This is a genomic window from Thermus caldifontis (assembly GCF_003336745.1).
Taxonomy (GTDB): domain Bacteria; phylum Deinococcota; class Deinococci; order Deinococcales; family Thermaceae; genus Thermus; species Thermus caldifontis.
The window spans coordinates 228840-255032 of sequence record NZ_QGMX01000002.1 but is presented as its reverse complement, the minus strand read 5'-3'; the positions used below and the strand labels follow the sequence as shown (position 1 = coordinate 255032).

The following is a 26193-nucleotide window of genomic DNA, read 5'->3' as shown; positions in this document are numbered from 1 at the left end:
TGGGAGGCATGTAAGTTGGCGCTGCTGTGCTATGCTGGAGTTAGCAAGCAGGAAGGGGATTTCCGAAGGGCGTGATCCGGGGGAAGGGGACGAAGGGCGATGCTTCGAAAGGGCACTTACTTTCGTATAGGCCTAGGGGTTTTCCTTTCGCTTAGCAGCGGTTTTTTGCTCATCCTCGCTTTCCCTCCTTTCGGCCTCTGGCCCTTCATTTGGGTGGGCTTTTTGCCCATGCTGGTTGCTCAGTTCCGCGTGTTGCCACCCCGCCTTTCTGGCCTGGCCTCCTCCATTGCCCTCGGTACCTGGTTGGGTGGATACCTGACGCCCATTTTTGCCGGAAGCGGTCTTTATATTACCTGGCTACCCCTGGCCATTGCTGGCATCAGCTACTTGACGGATAGCGGTGTGCGTGCTTTCCATGAGCGTACGGGTTACCGCTGGTTTGTACCCTATGGAGCGCTGAGTTGGGTAGGTTTTGAAATGATCCGGGGCTTCATCCCCATTATGGGTACGTGGGGTTTTGTGGCCAACACGCTTTACGGCCAGCCGTGGTTGATCCAGCCTGTGAGTATATTTAGCATATTTGGCCTGAGCCTGCTCATCATGGTGGTCAACTACGGGATGGGCTTGGGAGCGCTCTATCTCTTTGACCGGCGCTGGCGGTTCGACCCAGGCTTGCCTGGCCTCACCTTCCGGACGGTGGGGAAATGGGTAGGGGGAGTGGTTGCCGCCCTTTTTTTGTGGGTGGGCCTAAGCTTAACGCTTTACCGCTCCCCAACGACCGCAACGGTTCGCGTTGCCGCCCTTCACTACGATGCTGGTTCCCCACCGTGGCGAGCGGTGGACCGCTTCAGCGAACTTACCCGCTGGGCGGCGCAAGAGGGGGCTCGCCTCGTTGTCTGGCCCGAGGTTGCGATTCAAGGGGATCCGCAGGTCACCGATACCGAACGGTTTCGTCGGTTGGCAGCGGAAACCGATGCCTATTTGGTCCTAGGTTACATCGTCCCAGTTAGCGAGCGCCTCTTCCGCAACGAGGCAACGGTCCTGTCGCCGCAAGGGGAATGGCTGGGGGTCTATGGTAAAGACCACCCCGTCGTCTTCGCCGGTGAAACCAGCTTCACGCGGGGTATCTACCCGGTGTACGAAACCCCCCTAGGGCGGATTGGCACCATTATCTGTTACGATCTAGATTTCACCGACACGGCCCGGCGCCTTGCCCGTAAAGGAGCCCAGTTGCTCCTGGTACCATCACATGATTGGCCGCAGATCGCCACCAAGCATTACACCCATCTGGTTTTCCGGGCCGTTGAGAACCGGGTGAGCTTGGTCAAGGCCGATAGCAGTGGCAACGACTCTGCTGTCATTGATCCCTACGGGCGCATCCTTGCGGTGGCGGTCACCCCTGGCGGGGATCGCGACGGACAGGTGGTCGTGGCCGATGTGCCTTTGGGGGAAGGCGATTCTGTGGCTGTTCGTTTAGGGGATTGGGTGGGATGGGTGGCTCTGGTGGGGATGGTCTTTTTCATGATCTACGACCTCTGGACGAAGACACCAGACCGACGCCGCAAGGGTTCAAGGCTGGATGACGAAGCCCCGGAGTCGGGTCGGTTTCCGCCCCAATCGTAAGCGGAGGAATATGAGCGGAAATCCTGTGGTTAAGTTCTACATTCTGGCCGTGGGCATCTCATGGCTGGGTTGGATACCCGTGGTCATGAGCTCCCATGGTATTGGGCCCTTTGATCGGCCGTACTTCCAAATCCTCTTGCTCTTTCCCGCCCTTGGGCCCATGTTGGCGGCGATGTGGGTGATGGCGAGGGCACACGGCAAGGCGGGGGTTGGGGAGTTGTTCAACCCTCTTTTCCAATGGCGCCTTGCGCCAGGCTGGCTCCTCGTGGCTTCACTGGCTCCGCTCATGCTGTTTCTCTTGGCCCGAGGCCTCACCGGGTGGCTGGGCCTTCCGGTTATAGGGTCTTCGCCTCGAGGCGAGCTGCTATCCGTTGCCGTATCCGCCTTCCTGGTGTCCTCGCTCTCCAACCCTTGGGAAGAAGTGGGCTGGCGGGGATTCGCCTTACCCCGTCTGCAAGAGCGCTATGCAGCTTGGATGGCTTCCTTGATCCTGGGCGTCTTTTGGGGGCTATGGCATCTTCCGCTTTTCTTTTGGAAGGGAAACCCCATGGCTGACTACCCCTTTTTCCCTTGGTTTGCGGGCATCGTTGCCTTGTCTTTCCTCTACACCTGGCTCTACAACAGCACCCAAGGTAGCCTCCTTGTGACCTCTCTCTTCCACATTTTTCTAAATACTTTTGCTGCCGTAATCTCTGGTGTGTCCGTCCTAGCGCTGGCGATGGTGTATATTGTGGCGGCCCTTCTCCTGGTGGCCCTATTTGGAGGCACCCACCTGTCTTGGAGGGAAAGGGTTCGTGCCCGCTGAGGTAGCCCGAGCCCCCTGGGGCAGCGGCTTGGGCTGCTTTAACTTAAGCCAAAGCGGGCGTAGATGGCGTCCACATGCTTGAGGAAGGGGGTCGGGTCAAAAAGGGCCCTAAGCCTTTCCCCCTTGAGGGGGTTTTCCGGGTCCTTTTCCAAAAGTTCGGCGAAGCTTCGGCCCTCCTCCCAGCTCCGTAGGGCGTTGCGTTGCACGATGGCGTAGGCCTTGTCCCGAGGGAGGCCCAGGGCGATGAGGGCATTCAGCACCTGCTGGGAGTAGACCAGGCCCCGGGTGAGGTCCAGGTTCCTCTTCAGGTTTTCCTCAAAGACCACCAGGCCCTTCAGGATTCCCCTAAGCCGCCTTAGGGCATAGTGGCAGGTGGTGGTGGCGTCGGGGAGGATCACCCGTTCCACGGAGGAGTGGGAGATGTCCCGCTCGTGCCACAGGGCGATGTTTTCCAGGGCTGGTCCCAGGTAGCCCCTTAGAAGCCTCGCCATCCCCGTAAGGTTTTCCAAACCCACGGGGTTTTTCTTGTGGGGCATGCTGGAGCTTCCCGTCTGCCCTTCCCTAAAGGGCTCCTGGGCTTCCAACACCTCTGTGCGCTGCAGGTGCCTGAGCTCCACCGCCACCCGCTCCAGGTTCCCCCCCAGGATGGCCAAGGCGGCTAGCACCTCCGCATGCCGGTCCCGGGGCACCACCTGGGTGGAAAGGGGTTCGGGGATGAGACCAAGCCTTTCCGCCACATGGGCCTCCACCTCCGGGGGCACGTGGGCGTAGTTCCCCACCGAGCCCGAGAGCATGGCTACGCCCATGGTCTTCTGGGCCCGCTTTAGCCTTTCCTCGTCCCTTTGGAAGGCGGCGTAAAAGCTCAGGAAACGGAGGCCGAAGCCCGTGGGCTCCGCATGGACCCCGTGGGTGCGGGCGATGGCGGGGGTGTGCTTGTACTGGAGGGCTAGCCGCTTAAGCTCCTCCTGCACCCCGAAGAGCTCCTCAAGGATCAGGTCCAAGGCCTTCACCAGAAGGGCGTTTTGCGCCGTGTCCACGATGTCGGAGCTGGTGAGGCCCAGGTGCAGGTAGCGCCCCACCTCCTCGTCCCCGGTCCACTCCACCAGGGCCCGGGTGAAGGCCACCAGGTCGTGGCGGGTGATCTCCTCCAGCTCCGCCACCCTCTGGGCGAAGCGGGCGTCCAGGGGGTGCTTCTTTAGGTGCTCCAGAAGCCTTTGGGCAAGTCCCTTGGGCACCTGGCCCAAGGCCTCCCAGGCCTCGAGGGCATAGGCCTCCACCAAAGCCCACATGCGGTAGCGGTTTTCCTCCGACCATAGCTCGGCCATCTCTGGGGTCTGGTAACGGGGGACCATGCCTTAAGGGTACTAAAAGGGGAGGGTGAGGACGAAGCTTCCCCCATAACCTTCCCCTTCGGGCTTCAGGGCCAGGAGGAGGTCAGCCCGGAAGATCATGTCTTGGCGGTTACCTATCCGGGGCATCCCCCTTTCGGCGTAGGGGGCTAAACCCCGTTAGAAGGGCCAGGGTATACACTAGGTTCATGACCCGGGCGGTGCTCTTTGACGTGGGGAATACCCTGATCCTGGCAAGCCCCCGGTTTTGGCTTCTGCCCTTTTTGCAGGAAAGGGGGCTAAAGCCCAGGAGGGATCCCAAGAAGGCGGCCTTGGTGGCCTTTCGCTTCTACGAGGACCACCACTTAGAGGCCCGGGACCTGGAAACCGCCCTGGGGCTATGGCGGGAGTTCCACCGAAGGCTTTTTACCGGCATGGGCCTCGAGGAGCACGCCGAGGCCCTGAGCCGGGAGCTGGTGGAAAACTGGAAGGACCCCCGCTTTTGGCCCTTAACCCCGGGAGCCAAGGAAACCCTGCAAGCGCTACGGGAGCGGGGTTATGCCCTGGCGGTGGTTTCCAACTGGGATGCCACCTTGCCGGAGATCCTCGAGGTGGTGGGCCTTAGGCCCTATTTCCAACACCTTTCCGTAAGCGCCCTTTCCGGGGTGGCCAAGCCCGACCCTAGGCTCTTCCAGGAGGCCTTGGCCGCCTTGGGCGTGCCGCCTGAGAGGGCGGTGCACGTGGGGGATTCGGAGGCGGATGTGGCCGGGGCCCAAGGGGCCGGGGTTAAGCCCCTCCTCTTTGACCCCTTGGGGGAGAACCCAGAGGCCCTCCACCGCCTGGAGGGGGTGCTAGACTACCTGCCATGAGCGTGCGGCGGGCCATCTGGGGGGAGAAGGAGGAGGCCATTGAAAAGGCCCTCAAAGAGGTGGATGAGGACCTTTTCCGCTACATCCGCGATTTTGCCTACGAGGAGGTTCTGGCCCGGCCCGGGCTGGACCTCAGGACCCGGGAACTCCTGGCCATCACGGCCCTGATCGCCCTTGGTAGCCCCAAGGAGCTGGCCACCCATCTGGAGGGGGCCTTGCGGGTGGGGGCCAAGGAGGAGGAGGTGCGGGAAACCATCTTGCAGTCCGCCCTCTTTCTGGGCTTCCCCCGGGCCTTGGCCGCCATGAAGCTCTTTCACCAGGTCTTGAGGGGTCGTGGTCCTGCTCACCCGCGGGAAGGATAAGGAGCTTTTGCACCGGCTCCGCACCTTGGGGATTGAGGCGGCGGAGGTGGCCCTTTTAGAGCAGGTGGACTTGCCGGGGCTTAAGGGGCTTCCCGAAAGACTCTTCCAGGCGGACTGGCTGGCGGTCACCTCCAAGGAGGGGGCCAAGCGGCTCCTTTGGGCCTGGGAAAGCGTGGGGAGGCCGTTGCTGAGGGTGGCGGCGGTGGGGGAGGGGACGGGAGAGGTCTTGCGCCAGGGGGGGCTATCCCCTACCTTCCTCCCTCCCAGGGCCACGGCCAAGGACTTGGCGGTGGCCTTTCCCCCAGCCCAAAAGGTGCTTTTTGTGGCGGGGGACCTGGCGGGGCGGGACCTCGAGGAGGGCCTAAGGGCCCGGGGAATGGAGGTGGAACGGCTGGAGGTCTACGCCACCCAGGAGCGGGAGCTTTCCCCGGAGGAGGTAGCCCTCCTGGAGGCGGCCCAGGTGGTGGCCTTCTTTAGCCCCAGCGGCGTCCGGGCCTACGCCCGTTGGACAAAAAGGCGCCCCAAGGCGGCTTGCATTGGCCCCAGCACCGCCAAGGAGGCGTTGGCCTTGGGCTTCCCCGTGGTGGAGGCGGAGGTGCCGGGCCTAGAGGGCCTCTTCCAGGCCATCCTGCAGGCACTTTCATAGGCGTTTGGTTAAGGGTCGCCCGGGAGGGGGATTCTTGTCCCTACCCGGGTGGCGTATACTGACGGAAGCCTATGGCCCTGCCCCTTTACCTGGTGGGCCTTTCCCACAAGACCGCTCCCCTCGAGGTGCGGGAAAAGGTGGCCTTGGACCCCGTGGTGGCCTTGCCTGCGGCCCTTTTCACCCTGGGCAAGGCGGTGGTGCTTTCCACCTGTAACCGCACGGAGATCTACGGGGTGGGTAGCGCCAAGGAGGCCAAGGCCCTCCTCCTCTCCCGGGGCGTGGAGGCCCACCACCTATACCAGAAGGAGGGAATAGAGGTTCTGCGGCACCTCTTTCGGGTGGCGGCGGGCCTAGACTCCTTGGTGATGGGAGAAGCGCAGATCCTGGGGCAGGTGCGGGAGGCCCTTTTCCTGGCCCGCAAATATGGGGCCACGGAAAGCCTCCTAGAGAAGGCCTTTCAGTCGGCCATCGCTTTGGGGAAACGCGCCCGGAGCGAAACCGCCATTGGGGCCGGGGCGGTGAGCGTGGCCTATGCCGCCTTGGACCTGGCCCTGGCGGTGTACGGGGACCTTACGGGCCTTGCCGTGGCGGTTTTGGGGGCGGGGGAGATGGCGGAGCTTTTCCTCACCCACCTGAAGGCCCAAGGGGTGGGGAGGGTCTTGGTGGTGAACCGCACGGTGGAAAGGGCCAAGGCCTTGGCGGAGCGGTTTGGTGGCGAGGCCTTTGGCCTTTCGGCCCTGCCCCAGGTCCTGCGCCAGGCGGATCTGGTGGTGGCCTCGGCGGCTAGTCCCCATTACCTGGTGCGCCCGGAGGACCTCCCCAGGAGGTCCAAGCCCCTTTTCCTCATCGACATCGCCCTACCCCGGAACATCGATCCGCGGGTGGGGCGTCTTTCCCAGGCCTACCTCTACAACCTGGACGACCTGAAGCGGGTGGTGGAGAAGAACCTCAGGGCCCGCCAGGGGGAGGTGCCCAAGGTGGAAGCCCTTATTGAGAGGGCCCTGGGGGAGTACCTGGAGTGGTACGCAGGCCACCGGGTGCGGGAGGCCATAAGGGCCCTGGAGGGCTTAGCCTTTAGGGAGGTGGTGCGGGAGTACCCGGAGGCGGATCCCCTCACCTGGCACAAGGAGGCGGGGCGTAGGGCCCATCCCTGGATCCTGGCGGTGAAGGCGCGGACCCAGGAGTTCCTGCAGGGCCCTCCCTGCCCCAGGGAGTGTCCCCTCCTGGCCTTCCGTCCCCCACGGCTATGACCGGTGCTTCCCTTTTGGCCTTGATGGGGGTCCTCCTCTTGGCCGTGGGGTTGTTCTGGCCTCGAGGGCTTTCCCTGGGGGCCTTCCTTTGCCTGGGGGCCGCCTTGGCCGATGCCCTTGCCAAGGGGTTTTTCTCAGGGCCAGCCCAGCCCGCCCTGGTCCTGGGGGGACTTTTGGCCTTACGGGGGGAGAGCCTCCTCCTTAGACCCCGGCTGACCCCCTTGCGCCGCTATCTGGTCCTCCTGGCCATGCTTCTCGGCCTCTTTGCCCTCAAGGCCTTGCCCCATCCGGGGGGGAGCCTGCCTCCCCTTCTTACCCTGGTGCATGCCGGGGCTTTCCTGGTAGCCTACCTGGCCCTGGCGGTGGGGGTGGGGGCGGGGGTGATGTGCGCTTTGCAGGACCTGCGCTTGCGGTCGGTGCCGGAAAAGGCCTTGCTCTTTGCTCCCCTTTGGAGCCTGAGGCGGCTGGAGCAGGGGTACTTGCGGGTGGGGTATCTGGCCACCACCTTGGGCTTGACCAGCGGCATGGCCTGGGCCTGGGGCTATTTCGGCAGTCCCTTGGCCTTGGATCCCAAGGAGATCTCTGTGCTGTTGGGTTGGTTTGGCCTTACCCTCTACTTTTTGCTGGAGGAAAGGCTCCGGGGCTATGTGCGCATGGCCCTGCTCCTTTCGGCCTATGCCCTTTTGCTCTTTGCCTTTATAGGCGCCCCCTTCCTGGGTTCCCGCCATCCCTCGGGGTTGGGGTTTTGAATGGGAGATCACCTGGGTCCCCCCACGGTGCGGGCCCGGCTGGATGCCCTCTTGAGGGCCTTGGGCTACGAGGCGGTGGAGGAGGAGGGGGAGGATAGGCTTAAGGTTCTGGAGGCCTTGCGCCGGGGGGAGATCAGCGTGGAGGAGGCGGTGGCGCGGCTGAAGGGAGGGAGAAGCTGAAGGCCGTGCCTTTGCCCACCTCGCTTTCCACCCAGATCTCCCCCCCGTGGGCCTCGAGGATGGCCTTCACGATGGCCAGGCCCAGCCCCGACCCCCCCCGCTCCCGGTCCCGGGCCTTGTCCACCCGGTAGAAGCGCTCAAAAAGGTGGGGAAGGTGCTCCTTGGGGATGCCCTCCCCATCGTCCTCCACCCGGACCACCACCTTTTCCCCCAGGTCAAAGGCCCTGAGCCAGATGTGCCGGGCCCCCGCTTTGATGGCGTTGGAAAGGAGGTTGGCCAGGACCTGATGGAGCCGGTCGGGGTCGCCTTGCACCCAAAGCTCCGGGGCGGCTTCGATTTCTATTTCCCCTTCAAAGCTCTTGGCGAACTCCTCCTTCACCTCCTCCAAGAGGTCGAGCACCCGCACCGGGGCGGGTTCCATGCGCCAGGTGCCGCTTTGGGAAAGCTCCAGGAGGTCGGAAACCAGTTTCCCCATGCGCTCCGCCTCCCGCTTTACCACCTCGAGGCTTTCCCTTTGGGCTTCCGTGAGGGGGGTGCGCCTTAAAAGGTAGCCCACGTGGCCCAGGATGGCGGTGATGGGGGTCCTGAGCTCATGGGAAGCATCCTGGAGGAAGCGGGCCTGGGCCAGGAAAGCCTCCTGCATCCGGGAGAGCATCCCATTCAGGGCCCGCACCAGGGTGGCCACCTCATCCCGCCCTTCAGGTTCCGGCAAGGGCTCGGGGCGGGTGGTGATGGCCTCGGCCCGCTTGGCCACCCACTCCAGGGGCTCCAGGGCCCGGGCCACCAGCTTCCTGGCCAGGAGGATGGCGAGGAGGAGCACGAGAAGCGCTGTCCCCGTATAGATGCGGGCGAACTGGGTGAGGGTGCTCTCCAGGCTTTCCACAGGCCTTCCCACCAGGAGGGCTCCTTTCCACACGGTTCCTCCCAGGTTCACCTCCACCCGTCGGGCATAGACCAGAAGCCTGAGGGGGGGTCCTTCCCGGGGTAGCCCGGCGTAGGCCCAGGCCTCGCCCCGCTGCAAAAGGGCGCGGTAGTCCGCCTCTTTTAGGAGGAGGCGCTGGGCTCCTAGGGCGGGGCTTTTTTGCAGGCTGATCCCACCTTCCTGAGCCAGAAGGGCGGGGTTTTCCTCGGGGAGGAGGATCAGCTCCGCATACAGGTTTGCGGGAAGCCCTGCTTCCAAGAGGGCTTGTCCGCCCAGGTTCAGAAGGCGCACCACCTGGTTGCTGGCCTCCTGGAGCTCCTGGCGGAGGGAGCGGTAGAGGAAGTTTCGTAAAAGACCCTCCAAGGCAATCCCCAGGGCCAAGAGGGTGACCAGGAGGAGGCCTGCGGTGAGGAGGGTGATGCGGAAGCGGAGGGTCATACCACCCCGCCCTGGCTTCGCCAGGGTGGGGGCCCCGGCGAAGGGGTGCGGGGGGAGGGCATCCGAACCCCCTCTAGGCTAGGCAGGGTCCTGCTGGCCAAGGGCATGGCGGATGGCGTATCAGTCCTCGCGGAGCACGTAGCCCACACCCCGAACCGTGTGGATGAGGCGCCTTTCCCCCCCGGCTTCCAGCTTCTTGCGCAGGTAGCCGATGTAGACGTCCACCACGTTGCTTCCTCCCTGGTAGCCGGGCCAGACCTTCTCCTCTATCTCGTAGCGGCTGAAGACCTTCCCCGGATTTCGGGCGAGGAGTTCCAGGAGCTCAAACTCCTTGTTGGAAAGCTCTATGCGCCTTCCGCTGCGGAAGACCTCCCTTCCTTCCAGGTTGATGATGAGGTCGGCCACCCGGATCTCCCCGGTGATGGCCGGGCTTACCCGGCGCAGGTGGGCCCGCACCCGGGCGAGAAGCTCCTCAATGGAAAAGGGCTTCACCAGGTAGTCATCGGCCCCAGCGTCCAGGCCCTCCACCTTGTCCTCCACGCGGTCCTTGGCGGTGAGGATGAGAATGGGTACGTTGGAGGTCTTGCGGATGCGCTTGGCCACCTCAATCCCGTCCATGACGGGAAGCATTAGGTCCAGGATCACCAGGTTGGGGTTCACCTCCCGGAAGCGGGAAAGCCCGGTGATGCCGTCGTAGGCCACCTCGGTGCGGTAGCCCTCAGCCTGGAGTTCCAGCTCAATGAAACGGGCGATGTCCTTCTCGTCTTCCACGATCAGGATTAGAGGGGGTTCCATACCCCTCAGGATACTCACTTTCTCATGAGAAAGCTAGGTGTACAGGCTTAGAACCGCCAGATACATGAAAAGGCTTCCCAGGAGGACCAGGAGGTGCCAAAGTCCGTGGAACCCCACTTTTCCCGGCCAGGGGTCGGGCTTCCTTCTGGCGTAGACCCAGGCGCCCAGGGTGTAGAAGGCCCCGGAGATGGCCATGAGGCCGAAGGTGGAAAAGGGCAGGTGGAGCTTGGGGAGAAAGATGACGGAAAGCCATCCCAGGGCCAGGTAGGCCAGGGTATAAAGCCAACGGGGCGCCCTAAGAAAGAAGAGGCGGAAGCCCACCCCCAGGAGGGCCAAGTCCCACACCAGGCCCAGGGCAAAGGGCTTCCAGCTTTCCTGCAGGCCCTCCACCAGAAAGGGGGTGTAGCTTCCGGCGATGAAGAGGAAAATGGCCGCATGGTCCAGCCGCCTGAGCCAGGCCAGGGCCCGATCCCCCACCTGTAAGGCGTGGTAAAGGGTGCTGGCGCCGAACATGAAGGCCATGGTGAGCCCGAAGATGAGGAGGGCGGGCCAAACCTCCCTGGGGGCAAGGAGGAGGAGAAGACCGCTTCCCAAGAGGGCCAAGGGCACCCCCAGGGCATGGCTCAAGGCGTTAAAGGGTTCGCGGACCATGCCCCAGGGTACCCCAAATCGGGCCTCAGGAGCCTGGGCCTAGGGCCGCTTCCATCTCCGCCACCTTCTTCACCGTGCGCAGGAGGGCATCGGGGTTGAGGCTTAGGGAGTCGATCCCCCTTTCCACCAGGAAGGCGGCGAACTCGGGGTAGTCGGAAGGCCCTTGGCCGCAGATTCCCACCTTCTTCCCCTTGGCGTGGGCTTTTTCCAAAAGCATGGCGCAGAGGGCCTTGACCGTTTCCCGCCTTTCGTCAAAGAGCCAGGCCACCCTTTCCGAATCCCGGTCCAGGCCCAGGGCCAGCTGGGTGAGGTCGTTGGAACCGATGGAAAACCCGTCAAAAAGCTCGGCAAAGGCCTCGGCCTCGAGGATGTTGGAGGGGATCTCCGCCATCACATAGACCTCCAGGCCCTCTTCCCGCCTCAAGCCCCCTTCCGCCATCGCCTCCAAGACCCTGGCCCCCTCCTCTGGGGTGCGGCAGAAGGGCACCATCACCATGAGGTTCTTCAGGCCCATCTCCTCCCGCACCTTCCTCACCGCCTGCACCTCGAGGAGGAACCCCTCCTTGTAGTCGGGGTGGTAGTAGCGGCTTGCCCCCCGCCAGCCCAGCATGGGGTTTTCCTCCTTGGGCTCAAAGAGGTGCCCCCCGAGGAGGCGGGCGTACTCGTTGGTCTTGAAGTCGGAGAAGCGGAGGATTACAGGCCTGGGGTAAAAGGCGGCGGCGATGAGGCCAATCCCCTGGGCCAGGGTGTCCACGAAGTAGGCCCGTTTGTCGGGGTAAGCCTCGGTGAGCTCCTCCACCTGGCGCTGGACCTCCTTGGGCAGGGTGGCAAACCGCGTAAGGGCCAAGGGGTGGATGCGCACGTGGCTGGCAAAGACGAACTCCATGCGCAAAAGCCCCACCCCATCCGTGGGTAGGAGGCTTACCCTGAGGGCCTCCTCCGGAGTCCCCACATTCACCATGATCCGGGTGCGGGTTTGGGGAAGGGTTTCGGGCCGGACCTCCTCCACCGCAAAGGGCAGGGCCCCCCGGTAGATGCGCCCCACCTCCCCCTCGGCGCAGGACACCGTGATCACCTCCCCTTCGGGGATGAGCCGGGTGGCTCCCAAGGCCCCCACCACCGCCGGTACCCCCAGCTCCCGGGCCACGATGGCGGCATGGGAGGTGCGCCCACCCCGCTCGGTGACGATGGCCGAGGCCCGCTTCATGATGGGCTCCCAGTCGGGGTTGGTGGTCTCCGTGACCAGGACCTCCCCTTCCTGAAAGCGATCCATCTCCTTGGGGTCTTTGAGCACCCGGGCCCTTCCCGTGGCGATGGCCTCGCCCACCGCCAGGCCCTCGGCCAGGACCTCGCCCCTTTGCAAAAGGCGGTAGATGCGGAGCACCGGGGCCTTTTGCGAGTGGACGGTTTCGGGGCGGGCTTGCAGGATGAAAAGCTCCCCCGTGGGCCCGTCCTTGGCCCACTCGATGTCCATGGGGGTGGGAACCCCCCGCTTCCGGCTGTAATGCTCCTCAATCCGGATGGACCAGTCGGCCAGGAGGAGGGCCTCCTGGTCGGAAAGGGCAAACTGCTTGCGAAGATAGGGGGGAGTGGGGCGGTTTCTGAGGCGTCCTTCCCTAGGGTCAAGGGCCAGGGTGAGTTCCTTGGGGCCCAGCTTTTTGTGCACCAGGGCCCGGTAGCCCGCCTTCAGGGTTTCCTTGTGCACGTAGTAGGCGTCGGGCCCCACCCGCCCCTGGACGATGTTTTCCCCAAGGCCGTAGATGGCGGTGATGTAGACAAAGCCCCGGTGCCCGGTGTCGGGGTCCAGGGTGAAGATCACCCCGCTTGAGCCGGTGTCCGCCCGCACCATGCGCTGGACCCCCACGGATAGGGCCACCTTCAGGTGGTCAAAGCCCATGTGGGCCCGGTAGCTGATGGCCCGGGCGGTGAAGAGGCTGGCCATGGCCCGTTTCACGTGGAGGAGGAGGTCTTCTTCCCCTTGCACGTAGAGGTAGCTTTCCTGTTGTCCGGCGAAGCTGGCGGTGGGGAGGTCCTCGGCGGTGGCGCTACTGCGCACGGCCACGGGGAGGGCCTCTTCCCCAGCCTCCTCAGAGAGCTTTCGGTAGACCAGGCGGATCTCCTCCTCCAGGTCCTTCGGATATGCCCCTTTCAGGATCAGGTTCCTTAGGCGGCGGCTGGCCCTTTGCAAGGCCAGGGGGTCGTCGGGGTCCAGATTTCTTAGTTCCTGGCGGATGGCCTCCTCGAGGCCATTGGCCTTGAGGAAGTACCCGTAGGCCTCGCTGGTGGTGGCAAACCCCCCGGGCACCTTCACCCCCAAGGGGGCAAGCTCCCGGATCATCTCCCCCAAGGAGGCGTTCTTGCCCCCCACCAAGGGAACATCCTCGAGGCCCACCTGGTGGAAAAACCGTATCCAGCGCATACCCTTCCTCCTTTCTTAAGGAATGCCCCCCTTTTTGAGAAGCTGCTTTAGGATTTCCTCGGAACTTTCCCCCTCGTAAAGGGCCTCCTCCGTGAGGAAAAGCCGGTGGGGAAGGGCCAAAAAGGCGGCATCCTTAAGCTCCTTCCAGTCCACCAGGGGCTTGCCCCTGAGGTAGGCCAAGGCCCGGGCCAGGGCCAGCCAGGCCTTGGCCCCCCGGGGGGAGAGGCCCATGCGCAGGCGGCCATCCTCCCCGCTCAGGAAGGCCACGTGGGTGATGGCCTCCAGGGCTTCCTTGGCCACCCGCACCGCTTGGGCCTCCTTTTGTGCTTTTAGGAAGTCCACGGGCAGGGGTTCGGGGAGATGGGGTTCTTCCGTCAGGATCCTGAGCCAGATCTCCCGCCTGGGGGGGCGGAAGGGGATTTTGGCGGTGAAGCGGTCCAGCTGGGCCTCAGGGAGGGGGTAGGTGCCCTCGAGCTCCAAAGGGTTTTGCGTGGCCACCACGAAGAAGGGCTCGGGCAGGGGGTAGCGGACCCCTCCTATGGTCACCGCCCGTTCCTGCATGGCCTCGAGGAGGGCCGACTGCACCTTGGGCGGGGCCCGGTTGATCTCGTCCGCCAGGACCACCTGGGCGAAGAGGGGACCCTTGACGAAGGCGAACTGACCCTCGCGAAACACCTCGCTTCCCGTGAGGTCCTGGGGGAGGAGGTCGGGGGTGAACTGGATGCGCTTGTAGCTGAGGCCGCTTCCCCTGGCGAAGCCTTCGGCCAGGAGGGTCTTCCCTAAGCCCGGCACCCCCTCCATGAGGGTGTGCCCCCGGGCCAGGACCGTGGCCAGGAGGGCCTCGATCACCTCCTCCTGGCCGAAGAGAACCTGGCTGAGCGCCTCCTTCAGTCGGGAGATGGCCGGGAGTTCTTCCACTGCCCTATGGCCTCCTCATTCCTCCACGGCCTTGCGCTCCTGGATCACCTTCTGGGCCAGGTGAGGGGGGACCTCGGCGTAGTGGCTGAACTCCAGGGTGTAGGCCCCCGCTCCCCCGGTGAGGCTGGGCAAGGCCTTGTAGTACTCCAGGACCTCGGCCAGGGGCACCTCGGCCCTCACCGCCGCCAGGGCCCCCTCCTGTTCCATGCCCAGGATCCGCCCCCGCCTTGCCTGAAGGTCGGAGAGGATATCCCCCACCCGCTCCTGGGGGGCGATCACCTTGATCTGGTAGATGGGTTCCAGGAGAACGGGGCTAGCCAGCTCCATCACCTTCTTGAAGGCCATGCTGGCGGCGATCTGGAAGGCGAGGTCGGAGGAGTCCACCTCGTGGTAGGAGCCGTTATACACGATGGCCTTGAAGCCCATCACCGGGTAGCCCGCCAGAACCCCCTTCTTGGCGGCCTCGAGGATCCCCTCCTCAATGGCCTCCTGGTACTTGCTGGGGATCACCCCCCCGGTGATGCGCCACTCAAAGGTGTACTCGGGGGCAGGCTCCAGCCTGAGCCACACGTCCCCGTACTGGCCGTGCCCCCCGGTCTGCTTCTTGTACTTGCCCTGCCCCTCGGCCACCTTGCGGATGGTTTCCCGGTAGGGCACCTTGGGCACGGAGAACTCCACCTCCACCCCGTAGTCGGCCAGGCGCTCCTTGGCGGTGGTGAGGTGGAGCTCCCCGTGTCCCCAAAGGAGGAGCTCCCCGGTTTCCTCCTGGCGCTCAAGCCTTAAGCTGGGGTCCTCCTCCAGCAGTTTCCGCAAAGCCTCTCCCAGCTTGGCCTCGTCCGTCTTGCCCTTGGGCCGGATGGCCACGGGCACGTTGGGCTCAGGTAAACGGGCGAAGGGCACCGCCTCGCTTTCCGGCCTTTCCCCTTGCCAAAGCACCATGCCCCGGTGGAGGTTTTCCGCCTTAGGGAGGCCCAGGATATACCCCCCTTCCGCCTCTTCCACCTCCAGAAGGTCCTTGCCCATGGGCACGTAGAGATGGGGAAGGCGGATGGGGCCCGCCTCGCTTTGCAAGGCGTCCCCGGGCCTTAGCCTTCCCCGGTAGAGGCGCACGTAGGCCACCTGGCCCATGAAGGGGTCCACCTGGACCTTAAAGACCTTGGCTAGGGCGGGGCCGTTTCCAAAGCGTTCCTCCGGGGAAGGGAGGGCCTCCAGGACCAGGTCCAAAAGGGGTAGGACCCCGATGCCTTCCGTGCCCGAGGCCAGGGCCACGGGATAGAGGAGGCCCTTGCGCACCGCCTCGTGGAAGGCCCTTTCCAGGGCCTCCCCGGTCACCTCCTCCCCCTCCAGGTACTTTTCCAAAAGGGTCTCGTCGGTCTCCACGATGGCCTCGAGGACCTCCTGGCGGAAGCGCTCGGCCCGTTCCTGTTCCTCCTCGGGCACGGGTACCTCCACCTCCTGCCCCTTCTCGTACCGGTAGGCCTTACCGTGGAAGACATCGATAAGGCCCACCCAGCGCCCCCCTTCCAAGAGGGGAAGGTCAATGGGCAGGATGTGGCCTAAGGTGGCCCGGAGGTCCTGCAAAAGGGCGTAGTAATCCCCGCCCTTGTCCAGCTTGGTGACCACCACCATGCGGGCTAGACCCAGCCGCTCCGCCACGGTCCAGGCCCTTTCCGTGCCCACCTGCACCCCGTTTTCCGCAGAAACCGTCACCAAGGCGGCATCTGCAGCCTCCAAAGCCCCCCGTATCTCCCCCACGAAATCCCCGTAGCCGGGGGCGTCCAAGAGGAAGATGCGGTGGCCCTTGTACTTTAGGGGGGCCACCCCGGTGCGCACCGTGGTGCGGTGGAGCTTGGCCTCGGGGGTGTAGTCGGTGGTGGTGGTGCCGTCCTCCACCCGGCCCATGCGCTCCTTGGCGCCGGTTCGGAAAAGAAGGGCCTCGGTCAAGGTGGTTTTGCCGCTTCCCGCATGGCCCACCAGGGCCACGGTTCGGATGGGAGAGGTTCCTGGGATCATCTTCCCTCCTTCTTGGTGCCCATAGTATAGGCCTAAGGAGGGGGCGATTGTCCCAAGTGCTCTACGTGCCCAGGAGGCTTCTTGCGGAAACCCGCACCCACCTGGATAAGGAGGTGCCCAGGGAGGGGGTGGGGCTGTGGGCGGGCAGGCGGGAGGTGGAACGGGTGGTCCCCCTGCCCAACGTCCACCCTGAGCCCTTGACGGGGTATTTGGCGGAGCCTTTGGCCCTGCTTCGGGCCTTGAAGGAGTTGGAAAGGGAGGGCCTGGCCCTCCTGGCCATCTACCACTCCCACCCCACGGGGCCCGCTTTCCCTAGCCCCACCGACATTCGCGAGGCCCGCTGGCGGGTGCCCTACGTGATCTTCGGCACCGATGGGGTCAGGGCCTTCCTCCTTCCGGAGGGTAGGGAAGTGCCCCTAAGCCTCCTCCCTTAACCCCCGTAGAACCAGCCCGTGTCCCACATGATGAGGGGCTTGGCCTCTTCCCTCACCCCAGCCTCCACCACCTCGGCCACCACCAGGCTGTGGTCCCCGCCCTCGTAAAGGTGGCGCACCTCGGCCTCGAGCCAGTAGGGAAGCTCGCTGAGGAGGGGAAGGCCAAAGGTGGGGGAGGGTTCAAAGGGATGGCCGTTTAGGGTGTTCCCCTCCCGCACCGTGGGCTTGAAGAAGTCCTGGGCGATGGGCTTCTGGTCCTGGGCCAGGGTCATGAGGGCCAGCTTCCCCGTGCGCTGGATCAGCCCGTGGAGGCGGCTATCCCGCTTCACCCCCAGGGCCACGAGGGGTGGGGTGAAGGAGGCCTGGGTTACCCAGTTCACGGTGCCGGCGGCGTAGTCCTCCCCGTCCTTGGCCGTGAGGATGTACAGGCCATAGGTGAAGCTGCGCAGGACTTTCTTTTTGGCCTCGAGGTCCATGCCCCCTATTTTAGCGGCCCAGGAGGGTCTGGATGAGGGCCTCGTGGATCTCGCCGTTGGTGGCCACGATGTAGCGGTGCCCCAGGCGGTAGAGCCGGCCTTCCAGGTCGGTCACCTTGCCCCCGGCCTCCTCCACGATGAGCCAGCCTGCGGCCACATCCCAGGGGTTCAGCTTCACCTCCCAGAAGCCCTCCAGCCTCCCGGCAGCCACATAGACCAGGTCCAAAGCTGCCGCCCCAGGCCGGCGCACCAAAAGCCCTTGGGACAGGGCCCGGTGGAAGTAGGTGAGGTTCTCCGGGTCCTTGGCCACGTCGTAGGGAAATCCCGTGGCGAGAAGGCTTCCCAAAAGCTCCTTCCGCTTTGTGACCCGGATGGGCCTGCCGTTTAGGAAGGCGCCCTCTCCCCGCACCGCGTAAAAGGCCTCGTCCCGGCTGGTGTCCAGGACCACGCCCACCTGGATCTGGCCTTCCACCTCGAGGGCGATGGAAACCGCATAGAAGGGGAAGCCATGGGCGTAGTTCACCGTGCCGTCCAGGGGGTCCACGATGAAGCGGAGGGCCTTTCCCCCCTCGCTCCCCCCTTCCTCCCCCAGGAAGCCCGCTTCGGGGAAGCGGGAAAGGAGAAGCTCTTTGATGGCCTCCTCCGATTCCCGGTCCGCCTGGGTCACCAGATCGGTGGGGCCGGACTTGGTGCCGTGGGTGAAGCCCTTTTCCAAGTAGTAGGCGTGGATGCCCTTGGCCAGGTGGGCGGCTTCCAGCATGGTTTCCAAAAAGGGGTAGTAGGGGTGCTTCTGGCCGATCACCTTTCCATCATACGCCGGGCCGCAAAATCTCTAACTTTAGCGAAGAGCCTTCTCAACTTGGCCTCGTCCTTCACCCCGGGGGCCTGTTCCACCCCGCTGGAAAGGTCCAGGGCGTAGGGCCTTAGCGCCAGAACCTCCTCCAGGTTTTCCGGGGTGATCCCTCCGGCCAGGATCACCCGCTTCCCGGTTTGCAAAAGGGGCCGGGCCCAGTCCCTTGGGTAGGCCTGGCCGCTTCCCGGGACCTTGCCGTCCAGAAGGAGGGCGCTGGCGGGGTAGTCCTTCCAGGCGGGGTCTGCGGGGCCGGTGAGGGAAAAGGCTTTGATGACGGGGTAGTGCTTGCCGATGGCCTCCGCCCACTCCGGGGGTTCCTGGCCATGGAGCTGGACCACCTGGAGCTTGGCCCCCTCCGCAAGCCTCAGCACCTCCTCGGGGCCTTGGTCCTGGAAGACCCCTACCCGCACCGCCAAGGGCCCCAGGGCCTCCGAGATGCTCCGGGCCACCTCGAGGGCCACCCGCCTTTTGGAGCCCGGGGCGAAGACAAATCCCAAGGCGAAGGCCCCCAGGGCCTCCGCCAGAAGGGCGTCCTCCAACCGGGTTATGCCGCAGATCTTGATGCGGATCAAGGCAGAATCTCCTTTGCCTTCCACGAAACCTGAGGGAAGGCCATGGGGGACAGGGTGTCCTCAGGGCCTAGCTCCCGCACCTCCTGAAAGGCCCCTCCCATAGGATTCCGGTAGACCTCCACCCTGTTTTCCTCCAGGTTCACCAGCCAGACCTCCGGAATCCCTGCCTGGGCGTAAAGGGGAAGCTTTACTTGACGGTCATAGGCTAGGGAAGCCTCGGCCACCTCCACCAGGAGAAGGATGTCTTCCGGACCAGGGTGATCCTGGGCATAGAAGTCGGGGCGCACCTTCAGGAGGACCAGGTCCGGCTGGGGTTCGGAAAAAGGGGAAAGCCTTATGGGGTCCTGGACTCCCACAAGGGCCCGCTCCCCCAGGGCTTGGTGAAAGAGGGCGTTGAGCTTTTTGACCCCTGCGGCATGCCGGCTTCCTATGGGGCTCATTTCCACCACGGTACCCTCAATGAGCTCCACCCGTTCATCCTCCTGGATCACCCCAGCCTCCAGGAGGCGGCGGTACTCCTTGCGGGTGAAGCGCCGGGGCTGGACCATATCGTTAGTGTAAGGCCCCACCGGACTAGCCGGTGGGGCCTGGGTCCCTAGGGCGCACCTAACCGCACTTGGAATAACCGCATACCTGGCACTTAAAGCACCCTTCCTCCCGCACCAGGGCCTTTTGCCCGCAGACAGGGCAGGTGCTGGCCCCCGCCAGGGCCAGCCGTCCCTCTTGAGGCCCCCTCCCCCCCAGGGAACCGCCGGAGAGGGGGGGTATCCCGGCCAGCTCTGCCACAGGGTCCCCATTCCCCAAATGAACCTGCGGGGTTGCCTCAGGGCTAGGGGCAGCTTGTCCCTTCAGGGCCTCGGGGATGGTTTCCAAGGCCACGGCGATCAGGTCCGCCTTGCTGGACACCAGCCTCCCCTGGTAGGTGCCGTAGAGCCCACCGTTGATGCCCCTAAGGGTGCGGATGAGGGCCTCCGGGGGCACCCCGTATTGGAGGGCGATGGAAACCACCCGGCCTAAGGCCTCGGAATCGGCGTTGGCCTCGTCCCCCGCCTTGCCCGAGGTGAGGATGACCTCTATAGGCCTTCCTTCCAGCATGTTCACCGTGACCAAAAAGCTCCGCTTGCCCCCATCGGGGGAGAGGAGCTTGACCATGTCGGTGAAGCCCATGAGCCTCCCTGGGCGCTCGTATATGGGGGTGCCCGGCTGAGGTGCCGATGAAGGGGCCTGGGGGACAGGGTTGGAAGCCCAGGGAGCTTCTTCTAGGTGGGAGCCCATACCTTGCCCGTCCACCGGCGACTCCTTCTTTTCCTCCGCTTTCTTTACCGTCAGCACCTGGAACTCCCGGGAGCCATCCCGGTAGACGGTGATGCCCTTGCACCCCGTGCGGTAGGCCTCCAGGTAGGCGGCCTCCACCTCTTCCACGGTGGCGTGGTTGGGCAGGTTGATGGTCTTGGAGAGGGAGTTGCCCGCATACCCCTCGGAGTCGAAGGCCCGCTGGACGGCTCCCTGCATGCGCACGTGGTCCAGGGGGTGGATGTCGTGGGCGCACTCGAAGATCTGGCGTATGGCCTCAGGGACGAAGGGGAGGTTCTTCACGGAGCCGTGCCCGTCCTCCTGGATGGCGGAGATGATCCTGTCCCAGTCCCACTTCCCCCCCTTCTCGTACTCGGGGTGGGGCGGGTAGGCCTCCATGAGCTCCACGAAGAGGGGGTGGAGGAGGGGCTTGTACTCCCCGCCGATCCTGCGCCACACGAAGGGGCTGAAGACGGGCTCGATGCCGCTACTAACCCCCATGAGCATGCTGGTAGTGCCGGTGGGGGCCACGGTGAGGAGGGCCACGTTGCGCCTGGGCCTTACCCCTAAGGCGGCAAAGTACTCCCGGTGCTCCTCGTAGAGGGGGAAGGGGCCCCTCTCCTCGGCTAAGGCTTCCGAGGCCTTGATGGCCTCCTCCCGCATAGCGGACATGATCTCGTAGACCTTTTCCCTGGCCGCCTCTGAGGCGTAGGGGAGGCCCATCTTGATGAGGGCGTCCGCCAGGCCCATGACCCCGAGACCCAGCCTGCGGAGCTTCTTGGCCGCCTCCTCGTTGTCCTTAAGGGCGAACTGGTTCACGTCCAGGACGTTGTCCAGGAAGCGGATGGCGGTGTGGACATCCTTTCGGAACTCCTCCATCTGGAAGACCCCATCCTTCACGTAGGCGGCCAGGTTCAGGGCTCCCAGGTCGCAGGGCTCGCCTGTGGTGAGGGGGATTTCCCCGCAGTTGTGGCAGACCAAGCCTCCGGCGATGAGGCTGTGGGTGACCGGCTCGGTGAGATCGTAAACCGGTGCCTCCCCAGCGGGCTCTATCTTTTCCACGGTGGCCAGGAAGGGTTTTCCGTAGCTCCCCCGGGGACGTGCTTTAAGGAAGGAGGTGAGCTTTTCCTGCTTCTCCTTTTGTAGGAAACCCACCACCTCGGCGAAATGGTCCCGGTTTTCCGCCCCGAGAATAAGCTCGTACTGGGCGGCCACCGGGTAGAGCTTGGGCTTTCGCTGGCTATCGGGTAAGGCCTTGAGCCCAGCCTCGCGGCGCTTGTAGATCTTCCCATAGATGCCCAGGTTGAGGAGAAGGAGCTGCACATCCTTTAAAAGCTCCGGGCTCGAGGAGGCCAAGCGGATGGTGGCGTCCTTTTTGTGGGGGTTGATCTGCACCGAGCCGTCGGCGCTGAAAAGGCCTTGGAGAAACCCCACCACGGCCTCGCGGGGTGCCCGGAAGAGGCTTTCGGGGACCCGTTTCTCCGTGCCCTTAGCGGGTTTTACCCCTAGGGCCTGGAAGAACTCGGAGGGGATCCGGTTGAAATGGAGGTGGTAAGTGGAAGAGGGGGTTTCTTGTAGGCTTCCCCCGCCAAACCAATCCCTTAGAAGGGTGGGGAGCCAGGAAACGTTTTCAAAGTCCTGCCGGGAGAAGTAGAAGCCTACCCCATCCTCCCGGAGATAGCCATCGCCCAAAAGCCACCCCAGGGCTACCCCTAGCTCCCGGCTCCACCGGGTGGGAAGGTTGGTATATTGGGCCTGCACGTCCTGGCGCCCCCTGCCGCCCCGGCTTCCCGCGGTGGCTACCCGGGCTTGGGCCACGGCCAGGGCAGGGACAGGGAGGAGCTCCTCCTTGGGGAAGAGGCCCTCTCCGCTTTGCACCAGGATGCGGTCCCCAGGCTTGAGGCCACCCGCCTTTCGGTACCCCTCGGGGGTTAGGACCTTGTGGTCCGGGGTAAGGGTGACCTCGAGGCCCTCCCGGGTGGTGAGGCGCACCACGGGCTTGACCCCGGTGAAGAAGGCCTTGGCGGCCCGGCGCACAGTGGTGCCCATTCCCGGCCTAGGTCCACCCAAGCCCCCGAAGGGAGCCCGGTTATCGGTGACCAGAAAGAAACTTCCCTTCTGGACCAGTTCTTCAATGGGCACCAGGCCGTACTCCGTGGGGATGCGGGTGCTGCCCACGAAGCAGGGGTTGGTGGAGTGTATCTGGTACCTGGGCCCAAGCCCCTTTAGGGCGGAAAGCTCATTGATCCTGTCCACAAAGATGAGCCCCGGCTCTCCCGTGGCCCAGGCGTGCCAGGCGATCTCGTGCCAAAGCCAGCGGGCGGGGACCTTGCCCCCATAGAGGGGGATGGGCTTGGCCCCGTCCTCCCGTTCCGGCAGGCTGGGGATATGGCCCGTGTAGGTGCCCTCCACGGGGTAGGGGTAGTACTTGCCCGGCACCTCAATGGGGGTCACGGGCCAAAGGGCGTCCTCCTCGAGGGCCTTCATGAAGGCCTCGGTGACCAGGACGGAGATGTTGAAGGTGGAGATGTCCCCTTCCGCCTTCTCCCGGTCCAGGTCCTTGGCGGTGAGGAAGTCCAGAAGGTCCGGGTGCTCTATGGAAAGGGTGGCCATGCCTGCGCCACGGCGGGTCCCGCCTTGGCGCACCACCCTCAGTACGGGAGCGTATACATACCGCAAGGTGGCTACGGGACCAGCCTCCTCCGCCCCAAGAGCCGCCCACTCCAGGAAGTTGTCAAAGATTTCAAACAGAAAACTCACCGGCCCCGAGCTGGTGCCCCCAGAGCCCCGGATGGGGGCTCCTTCGGGCCGTAGAAGGGAGAAGTCCACATGGGGCGAAAAGCCCTTGCGGGCCAGGTCGGCGGCCTTTTGGGCGGCGTCGATAATCCCCCCCATGTCGTCGGGCACCCGGATGGCCTCAGGAGGTTCCTTGAGGATGCCTACCCCGTAGCGCTCCGCCAGGGACCTAAGCTCGGGGGAAACCTCCCCGTAAACGGCCCTTTTGAAGTTCTTCAGGGCGATCTCCTCCTTTTCCCCTTCGGGATTGGTGGGGGGGCGCATCAGGCCCCGGATGAAGTCGGTCACATCGGGATGGCGGGCGGAGAGGTAGGCCACCCCCTGCACCGCCCGGCGCTTGCGGTTCCCCTTGGAGCGGTAGGGGTCCAGGTTGACCCCATTGCCCCCGCCCACCTTGGTGACCAGGGCCAGTTTCTTGGCCACCTCCATGATGCCTTCAAAGCTTTCCGGTGGGTTCTCCGTGGCCCCTTGCACAAAGCAGTTCAGAAGGTTGCCGTGCAGGGTGCCCGCCCCCGACAGGATGCGCCCCCCAGGGGAGAAGCGCTTGGAGGCCATGAGATGGTAAAACTTTTCCTCCCAGAAGGCGCGGTCTTCCGGCTTCTCCACCTTGGCGATCTCCCGGGCCACCCGGCGGAACATGCCCAGGATGTCCCCATCCCCTTCTTGCAGATACTGGCGTTTGGCGATGGCCTGTGCGTGCTCATCAAACAAATGCTCCATAAATCCTCCCTGAGTACTTGAGTGGACAAGATCGCTGGCCCCAAGGGCCTTCCCCCATATCTTGGGGCAGACGGAGGTGATGCTACAACTCCTGGGGTTTTCACCGCAAGTGGGGGGGATCACACTCTGCCCCCGGTTGTTGACTTGGTCCCCTTAGCCTACCAGAATGGAAAGGATGCGCGCGGCCTTCCGCACCCTGGGGTGCAAGGTGAACCAGGTGGAAACCGAGGCCCTTTTGGGCTTCCTTAAGGCCTTGGAGCCGGAGGTGGTTCCCCTCGAGGCGGGGGCCGACCTGGTGGTCATCAACACCTGCGCGGTGACCACCACCGCCGAGGCCGACGCCCGCAAGGAGATCCGCCGGGCCAGGAGGGCTAATCCCAAGGCCTTTATCGTGGTCACGGGATGCTATGCCGAGCTTGCCCCTGAGGAGGTGCGGGAACTGGGTGCCGACGCCGTGGTGCCCAACACCCGCAAAGCGGAGCTTCCCAAGGTGATCCTGGAGCACTTTGGCCTCCCCGCAGACCCCATCACCACCCCCCCCAACGAGTTCTGGGGGGCGGGGGAGAGGGGGCTTTTGAATAGCCGGGTGCGGGCCTTTTTGAAGGTGCAGGATGGCTGCCAGGTGGGCTGCGCCTACTGCATCATCCCCCGGCTACGGGGCAAGGAGCGGCACCGGGACTTCCGGGACGCCTTGGCGGAGGCGGAGACGCTTCTCCGGATGGGCATCAAGGAAATCGTGCTCACGGGGGTGCGGCTGGGAAGCTACCGGGGCCATCCCAAGGGCCTTGCGGGGTTGGTGGAGGACCTCCACCACCTGGGGGCAAGGGTGCGGCTTTCCTCCATTGAGCCCGAGGACGTGGGGGAGGATCTCCTTGGGGTCATCGCCCGCTATGCCCCCGGGGTCAGGCCCCACCTGCACCTTTCCCTGCAGACGGGCTCGGACCGCCTCCTAAGGCTCATGGGCCGCCGCTACGACAAGGCCTACTACCGTAAGCTGGTGCAGAGGGCCTACGAGCTTATCCCCGGCTTTGCCCTCACCACGGACGTCATTGCCGGCCTACCCACGGAGACCGAGGAGGAGCACCAGGAAACCCTAGCCTTCTTGGAGGAGCTCAGGCCCACCCGGGTCCACGCCTTCACCTACACCCCCAGGCCCAAGACCAAGGCGGCCTCCATGCCCCAGGTGCCCCCAGAGGTGCGCAAGCGGCGCACCAAGGAGATCATCGCCTTGGCCCAGCGCCTAGCGGAGGAGCGCCTAAGGCCCAAGCTGGGAAGCCAGGTGGAGGTCCTGGTGGAGAGGATCCAGGATGGCTTGGCCTTAGGCCATACCCCTGACTACTACGAGGCCCGGCTTTCTGGGCCTACCCGGCCCGGGGACACGGTTTTGGCCCGGGTGGAGGGGGCGGAGGGGTACACCCTTTTGGGCCGGGTGGAGGCGGTGGTGGAAGGGCCGCCGCTTCCTGTGGAGCTTCCCTTAGGGTAGACTTTTCCCCATGGAGTGCGTGTTCTGCCGCATCATCGCCGGGGAGCTTTCTTCCCGGAAGGTCTACGAGGATGCGGGCTTTGTGGCCTTCCACGACATAAGGCCTAGGGCCCCGGTGCATGTTTTGGTGGTGCCCAAGGAGCACGTAGAGAAGCTTTCCGACTACCCCGACACGGAGGAGGGGGAGAGGAAGCTCGGGGCCCTTTTCCGCACCGCCAACCGGGTGGCGCGGTCCTTGGGGCTAGAGGGCTACAAGGTCCAGGTGCACGTGGGGGAGAAGGGGGGACAGGAGGTCTTCCACGTGCACGTGCACGTCATGGGGAGCCCTTCCTAAGGACAAAGCGGTCCAGCACCCGGTTGCCAAAGGCGGGGTAGAGGGGCACGGGGGGAAGCTCCCGGAGAAAGCCTTCCACCACCTGCCCCCGGGGGTAGAAATTGTCCCCCACGGTAAGAAGGGCAGCGAGGGGCTTGCGGGCATGCTCCGCTCGAAGGAGCCTGGCCACCTGCGGGCGGCCGGGGGTGTCCTGGCCCCAATCCCCTATGACCGCCAGGCGCTGGCCCAAGGCCAGCCCCAGGAAAAGGAGGAGGAGAATAGCCCTTTGCACTAGGCTTCCGCTGCTCCGTGGGGCTTTAGGCTGGCCTCCTCTACCCCGGCCCTTTCCACCACTTCCTCCGCCACCAGGATGGGGGCCCCGGCCCTTAAGGCCAGGGCCATAGCGTCGGAGGGCCTTGCGTCCACCTCCAGCTCAATGCCCCGGTGCTCCAGGATGAGGCGAGCGTAGAAGGTTCCGTCTCGCAGGTCAATGATTTCCACCCGAAGGAGTTTTCCTTGGAGCATTTCCATTACGGACAGCAGAAGGTCAGGGGTTAGGGGGCGGGGGGGTTTTTCCCCTTGCAAGGCCACCACGATGTGGTGGGCCTCGAGGGGACCGATGACGATGGGAAGAAGCTTGTCGTTCTCCGTCCTGAGCAGAACCACCACGCTCCCGTTCTGGGGGTCCACGCCCAGGGTTTCTATCTTGGCGCTTAGCATACCTAGAGTATAGACTAGCGGCGTGAGGACCTACCCTGTGGAGATCGCTGGGGTTCGGCGCGAGCTTCCCATCGTTCAGGTGGGCCCGGATGTGGCGGTGGCCCTTTTAAACCTTCTGGGGGACACCGAGCTCACCGAGGCCGCCGCCGAGGAACTGGCCAAGCATCTTCCCCCCGAGGTGGAAACCCTGGTCACCCCGGAGGTCAAGGCGGTGCCCTTGGCCCACGCCCTTTCCCGGATCACCAAGAAGCCCTACGTGGTGGCCCGCAAGACGGAGAAGCCCTACATGATCAACCCCGTGAGCCGTCAGGTGCTCTCCATCACCACGGGCAAGCCCCAGCTTTTGGTGCTGGACGGGGCGGACATCCCCCTCATCCGGGGGCACAAGGTGGCCATTGTGGACGACGTGGTGTCCACAGGGTCCACCCTTTCCGGTCTAAGGGAACTCATTGAGAGCGTGGGGGGCCAGGTGGTGGCGGTCCTGGCGGTCTTCACCGAGGGAACGCCCCGCCAGGATGTCACCGCCCTGGGTCATCTGCCTCTCTTTAAGCCGGAATAGGAGGTT

General features: G+C 64.5%; 25 protein-coding genes and 2 pseudogenes. 12 read left to right on the top strand and 15 right to left on the bottom strand.

Going from position 1 to position 26193, the window contains the following annotated elements; translation table 11 throughout:
* The first annotated feature begins 165 nt into the window (after positions 1 to 165).
* Positions 166 to 1623: an apolipoprotein N-acyltransferase gene (locus DK874_RS05100; RefSeq protein ID WP_162798724.1), complete on the top strand. Its 1458-nt coding sequence runs from the start codon at positions 166 to 168 to the stop codon at positions 1621 to 1623.
* 10 nt (positions 1624 to 1633) lie between these two features.
* A complete protein-coding gene (locus DK874_RS05095) occupies positions 1634 to 2428 on the top strand; it encodes a type II CAAX endopeptidase family protein (protein WP_114312940.1) in 795 nt (264 codons plus the stop codon).
* A 38-nt stretch (positions 2429 to 2466) separates the two neighbouring features.
* On the opposite strand, the gene purB is transcribed toward DK874_RS05095, so the two are convergent.
* Together purB and DK874_RS05085 are read right to left on the bottom strand one after the other, a co-directional pair.
* Positions 2467 to 3780 (bottom strand): adenylosuccinate lyase, encoded by a 1314-nt coding sequence (gene purB, locus DK874_RS05090; protein WP_114312939.1) that lies wholly within the window; start codon positions 3778 to 3780, stop codon positions 2467 to 2469.
* A gap of 12 nt (positions 3781 to 3792) precedes the next feature.
* Positions 3793 to 3924: pseudogene (locus DK874_RS05085) on the bottom strand (catechol 1,2-dioxygenase); the annotation flags it as partial.
* 41 nt (positions 3925 to 3965) lie between these two features.
* On the opposite strand from DK874_RS05085, the gene DK874_RS05080 reads away from it, so the two are divergent.
* From DK874_RS05080 to DK874_RS05055, 6 genes are all read left to right on the top strand, one after another.
* Entirely contained in the window at positions 3966 to 4625 is a 660-nt protein-coding gene (locus DK874_RS05080; protein WP_114312938.1) for an HAD family hydrolase, read from the top strand.
* Entirely contained in the window at positions 4622 to 4987 is a 366-nt protein-coding gene (locus DK874_RS05075) for a carboxymuconolactone decarboxylase family protein (RefSeq protein WP_114312937.1), read from the top strand. The genes DK874_RS05080 and DK874_RS05075 overlap by 4 nt, the downstream gene beginning before the upstream one ends.
* Entirely contained in the window at positions 4959 to 5633 is a 675-nt protein-coding gene (locus DK874_RS05070; RefSeq protein ID WP_114312936.1) for a uroporphyrinogen-III synthase, read from the top strand. Before DK874_RS05075 ends, DK874_RS05070 begins: the two co-directional genes overlap by 29 nt.
* Before the next feature lie 71 nt (positions 5634 to 5704).
* Complete coding sequence (hemA, locus tag DK874_RS05065; protein ID WP_114312935.1) at positions 5705 to 6883, top strand: glutamyl-tRNA reductase; 1179 nt, start codon at positions 5705 to 5707, stop codon at positions 6881 to 6883.
* Complete coding sequence (ccsA, locus tag DK874_RS05060; protein WP_114312934.1) at positions 6880 to 7632, top strand: cytochrome c biogenesis protein CcsA; 753 nt, start codon at positions 6880 to 6882, stop codon at positions 7630 to 7632. Before hemA ends, ccsA begins: the two co-directional genes overlap by 4 nt.
* Positions 7633 to 7812, top strand: coding sequence for a hypothetical protein (locus tag DK874_RS05055; RefSeq protein ID WP_439144805.1), 180 nt, complete (start codon positions 7633 to 7635; stop codon positions 7810 to 7812).
* On the opposite strand, the gene DK874_RS05050 is transcribed toward DK874_RS05055, so the two are convergent.
* The 6 genes from DK874_RS05050 to DK874_RS05025 form a co-directional block, all read right to left on the bottom strand.
* Positions 7766 to 9172, bottom strand: a complete 1407-nt coding sequence (locus DK874_RS05050) for a sensor histidine kinase (protein ID WP_114312933.1) — start codon at positions 9170 to 9172, stop codon at positions 7766 to 7768. The two genes, DK874_RS05055 and DK874_RS05050, sit on opposite strands and share 47 nt — an antisense overlap.
* A 120-nt stretch (positions 9173 to 9292) precedes the next feature.
* A complete protein-coding gene (locus tag DK874_RS05045) occupies positions 9293 to 9967 on the bottom strand; it encodes a response regulator transcription factor (RefSeq protein ID WP_114312932.1) in 675 nt (224 codons plus the stop codon).
* 33 nt (positions 9968 to 10000) lie between these two features.
* Complete coding sequence (trhA, locus tag DK874_RS05040) at positions 10001 to 10618, bottom strand: PAQR family membrane homeostasis protein TrhA (protein ID WP_114312931.1); 618 nt, start codon at positions 10616 to 10618, stop codon at positions 10001 to 10003.
* A 25-nt stretch (positions 10619 to 10643) separates the two neighbouring features.
* Positions 10644 to 13037, bottom strand: coding sequence for a phosphoenolpyruvate synthase (gene ppsA, locus DK874_RS05035; RefSeq protein ID WP_114312930.1), 2394 nt, complete (start codon positions 13035 to 13037; stop codon positions 10644 to 10646).
* 15 nt (positions 13038 to 13052) lie between these two features.
* On the bottom strand, positions 13053 to 13955 hold the full coding sequence (locus DK874_RS05030) for an AAA family ATPase (RefSeq protein WP_240307605.1): 903 nt from the start codon (positions 13953 to 13955) through the stop codon (positions 13053 to 13055).
* 15 nt (positions 13956 to 13970) lie between these two features.
* Positions 13971 to 15968, bottom strand: a complete 1998-nt coding sequence (locus tag DK874_RS05025; RefSeq protein WP_114312929.1) for an elongation factor G — start codon at positions 15966 to 15968, stop codon at positions 13971 to 13973.
* Positions 15969 to 16015: 47 nt separating this feature from the next.
* Between DK874_RS05025 and DK874_RS05020 the strand changes: the two genes are divergently transcribed.
* Positions 16016 to 16402: a M67 family metallopeptidase gene (locus DK874_RS05020; protein ID WP_114312928.1), complete on the top strand. Its 387-nt coding sequence runs from the start codon at positions 16016 to 16018 to the stop codon at positions 16400 to 16402.
* On the opposite strand, the gene DK874_RS05015 is transcribed toward DK874_RS05020, so the two are convergent.
* From DK874_RS05015 to DK874_RS04995, 5 genes are read right to left on the bottom strand one after another with little or no spacing between them, the layout of a single operon-like run.
* Positions 16399 to 16878, bottom strand: coding sequence for a flavin reductase family protein (locus DK874_RS05015; RefSeq protein WP_114312927.1), 480 nt, complete (start codon positions 16876 to 16878; stop codon positions 16399 to 16401). The two genes, DK874_RS05020 and DK874_RS05015, sit on opposite strands and share 4 nt — an antisense overlap.
* A gap of 10 nt (positions 16879 to 16888) precedes the next feature.
* Entirely contained in the window at positions 16889 to 17680 is a 792-nt protein-coding gene (locus tag DK874_RS05010; protein WP_114312926.1) for an inositol monophosphatase family protein, read from the bottom strand.
* A complete protein-coding gene (locus DK874_RS05005; RefSeq protein WP_114313015.1) occupies positions 17677 to 18300 on the bottom strand; it encodes a phosphoribosylanthranilate isomerase in 624 nt (207 codons plus the stop codon). Before DK874_RS05005 ends, DK874_RS05010 begins: the two co-directional genes overlap by 4 nt.
* Positions 18300 to 18851, bottom strand: a complete 552-nt coding sequence (locus DK874_RS05000) for a Uma2 family endonuclease (protein WP_114312925.1) — start codon at positions 18849 to 18851, stop codon at positions 18300 to 18302. The genes DK874_RS05005 and DK874_RS05000 overlap by 1 nt, the downstream gene beginning before the upstream one ends.
* A 58-nt stretch (positions 18852 to 18909) precedes the next feature.
* The gene (locus DK874_RS04995; RefSeq protein WP_114312924.1) at positions 18910 to 23112 is read right to left on the bottom strand and encodes a ribonucleotide reductase barrel domain-containing protein; all 4203 of its coding nucleotides are present in this window, start codon (positions 23110 to 23112) and stop codon (positions 18910 to 18912) included.
* 175 nt (positions 23113 to 23287) lie between these two features.
* Between DK874_RS04995 and DK874_RS04990 the strand changes: the two genes are divergently transcribed.
* Entirely contained in the window at positions 23288 to 24595 is a 1308-nt protein-coding gene (locus DK874_RS04990) for a MiaB/RimO family radical SAM methylthiotransferase (protein ID WP_114312923.1), read from the top strand.
* A 10-nt stretch (positions 24596 to 24605) separates the two neighbouring features.
* The gene (locus tag DK874_RS04985) at positions 24606 to 24929 is read left to right on the top strand and encodes a histidine triad nucleotide-binding protein (protein WP_114312922.1); all 324 of its coding nucleotides are present in this window, start codon (positions 24606 to 24608) and stop codon (positions 24927 to 24929) included.
* Positions 24930 to 24951: 22 nt separating this feature from the next.
* On the opposite strand, the pseudogene DK874_RS04980 reads toward DK874_RS04985, so the two are convergent.
* Positions 24952 to 25200, bottom strand: a pseudogene (locus DK874_RS04980) (acid phosphatase); the annotation flags it as partial.
* Positions 25200 to 25628, bottom strand: coding sequence for a bifunctional nuclease family protein (locus tag DK874_RS04975; protein WP_114312921.1), 429 nt, complete (start codon positions 25626 to 25628; stop codon positions 25200 to 25202). The pseudogene DK874_RS04980 and the gene DK874_RS04975, both read right to left, overlap by 1 nt.
* A gap of 22 nt (positions 25629 to 25650) precedes the next feature.
* On the opposite strand from DK874_RS04975, the gene DK874_RS04970 reads away from it, so the two are divergent.
* A complete protein-coding gene (locus DK874_RS04970; protein ID WP_114312920.1) occupies positions 25651 to 26187 on the top strand; it encodes a phosphoribosyltransferase family protein in 537 nt (178 codons plus the stop codon).
* Positions 26188 to 26193 lie beyond the last annotated feature (6 nt).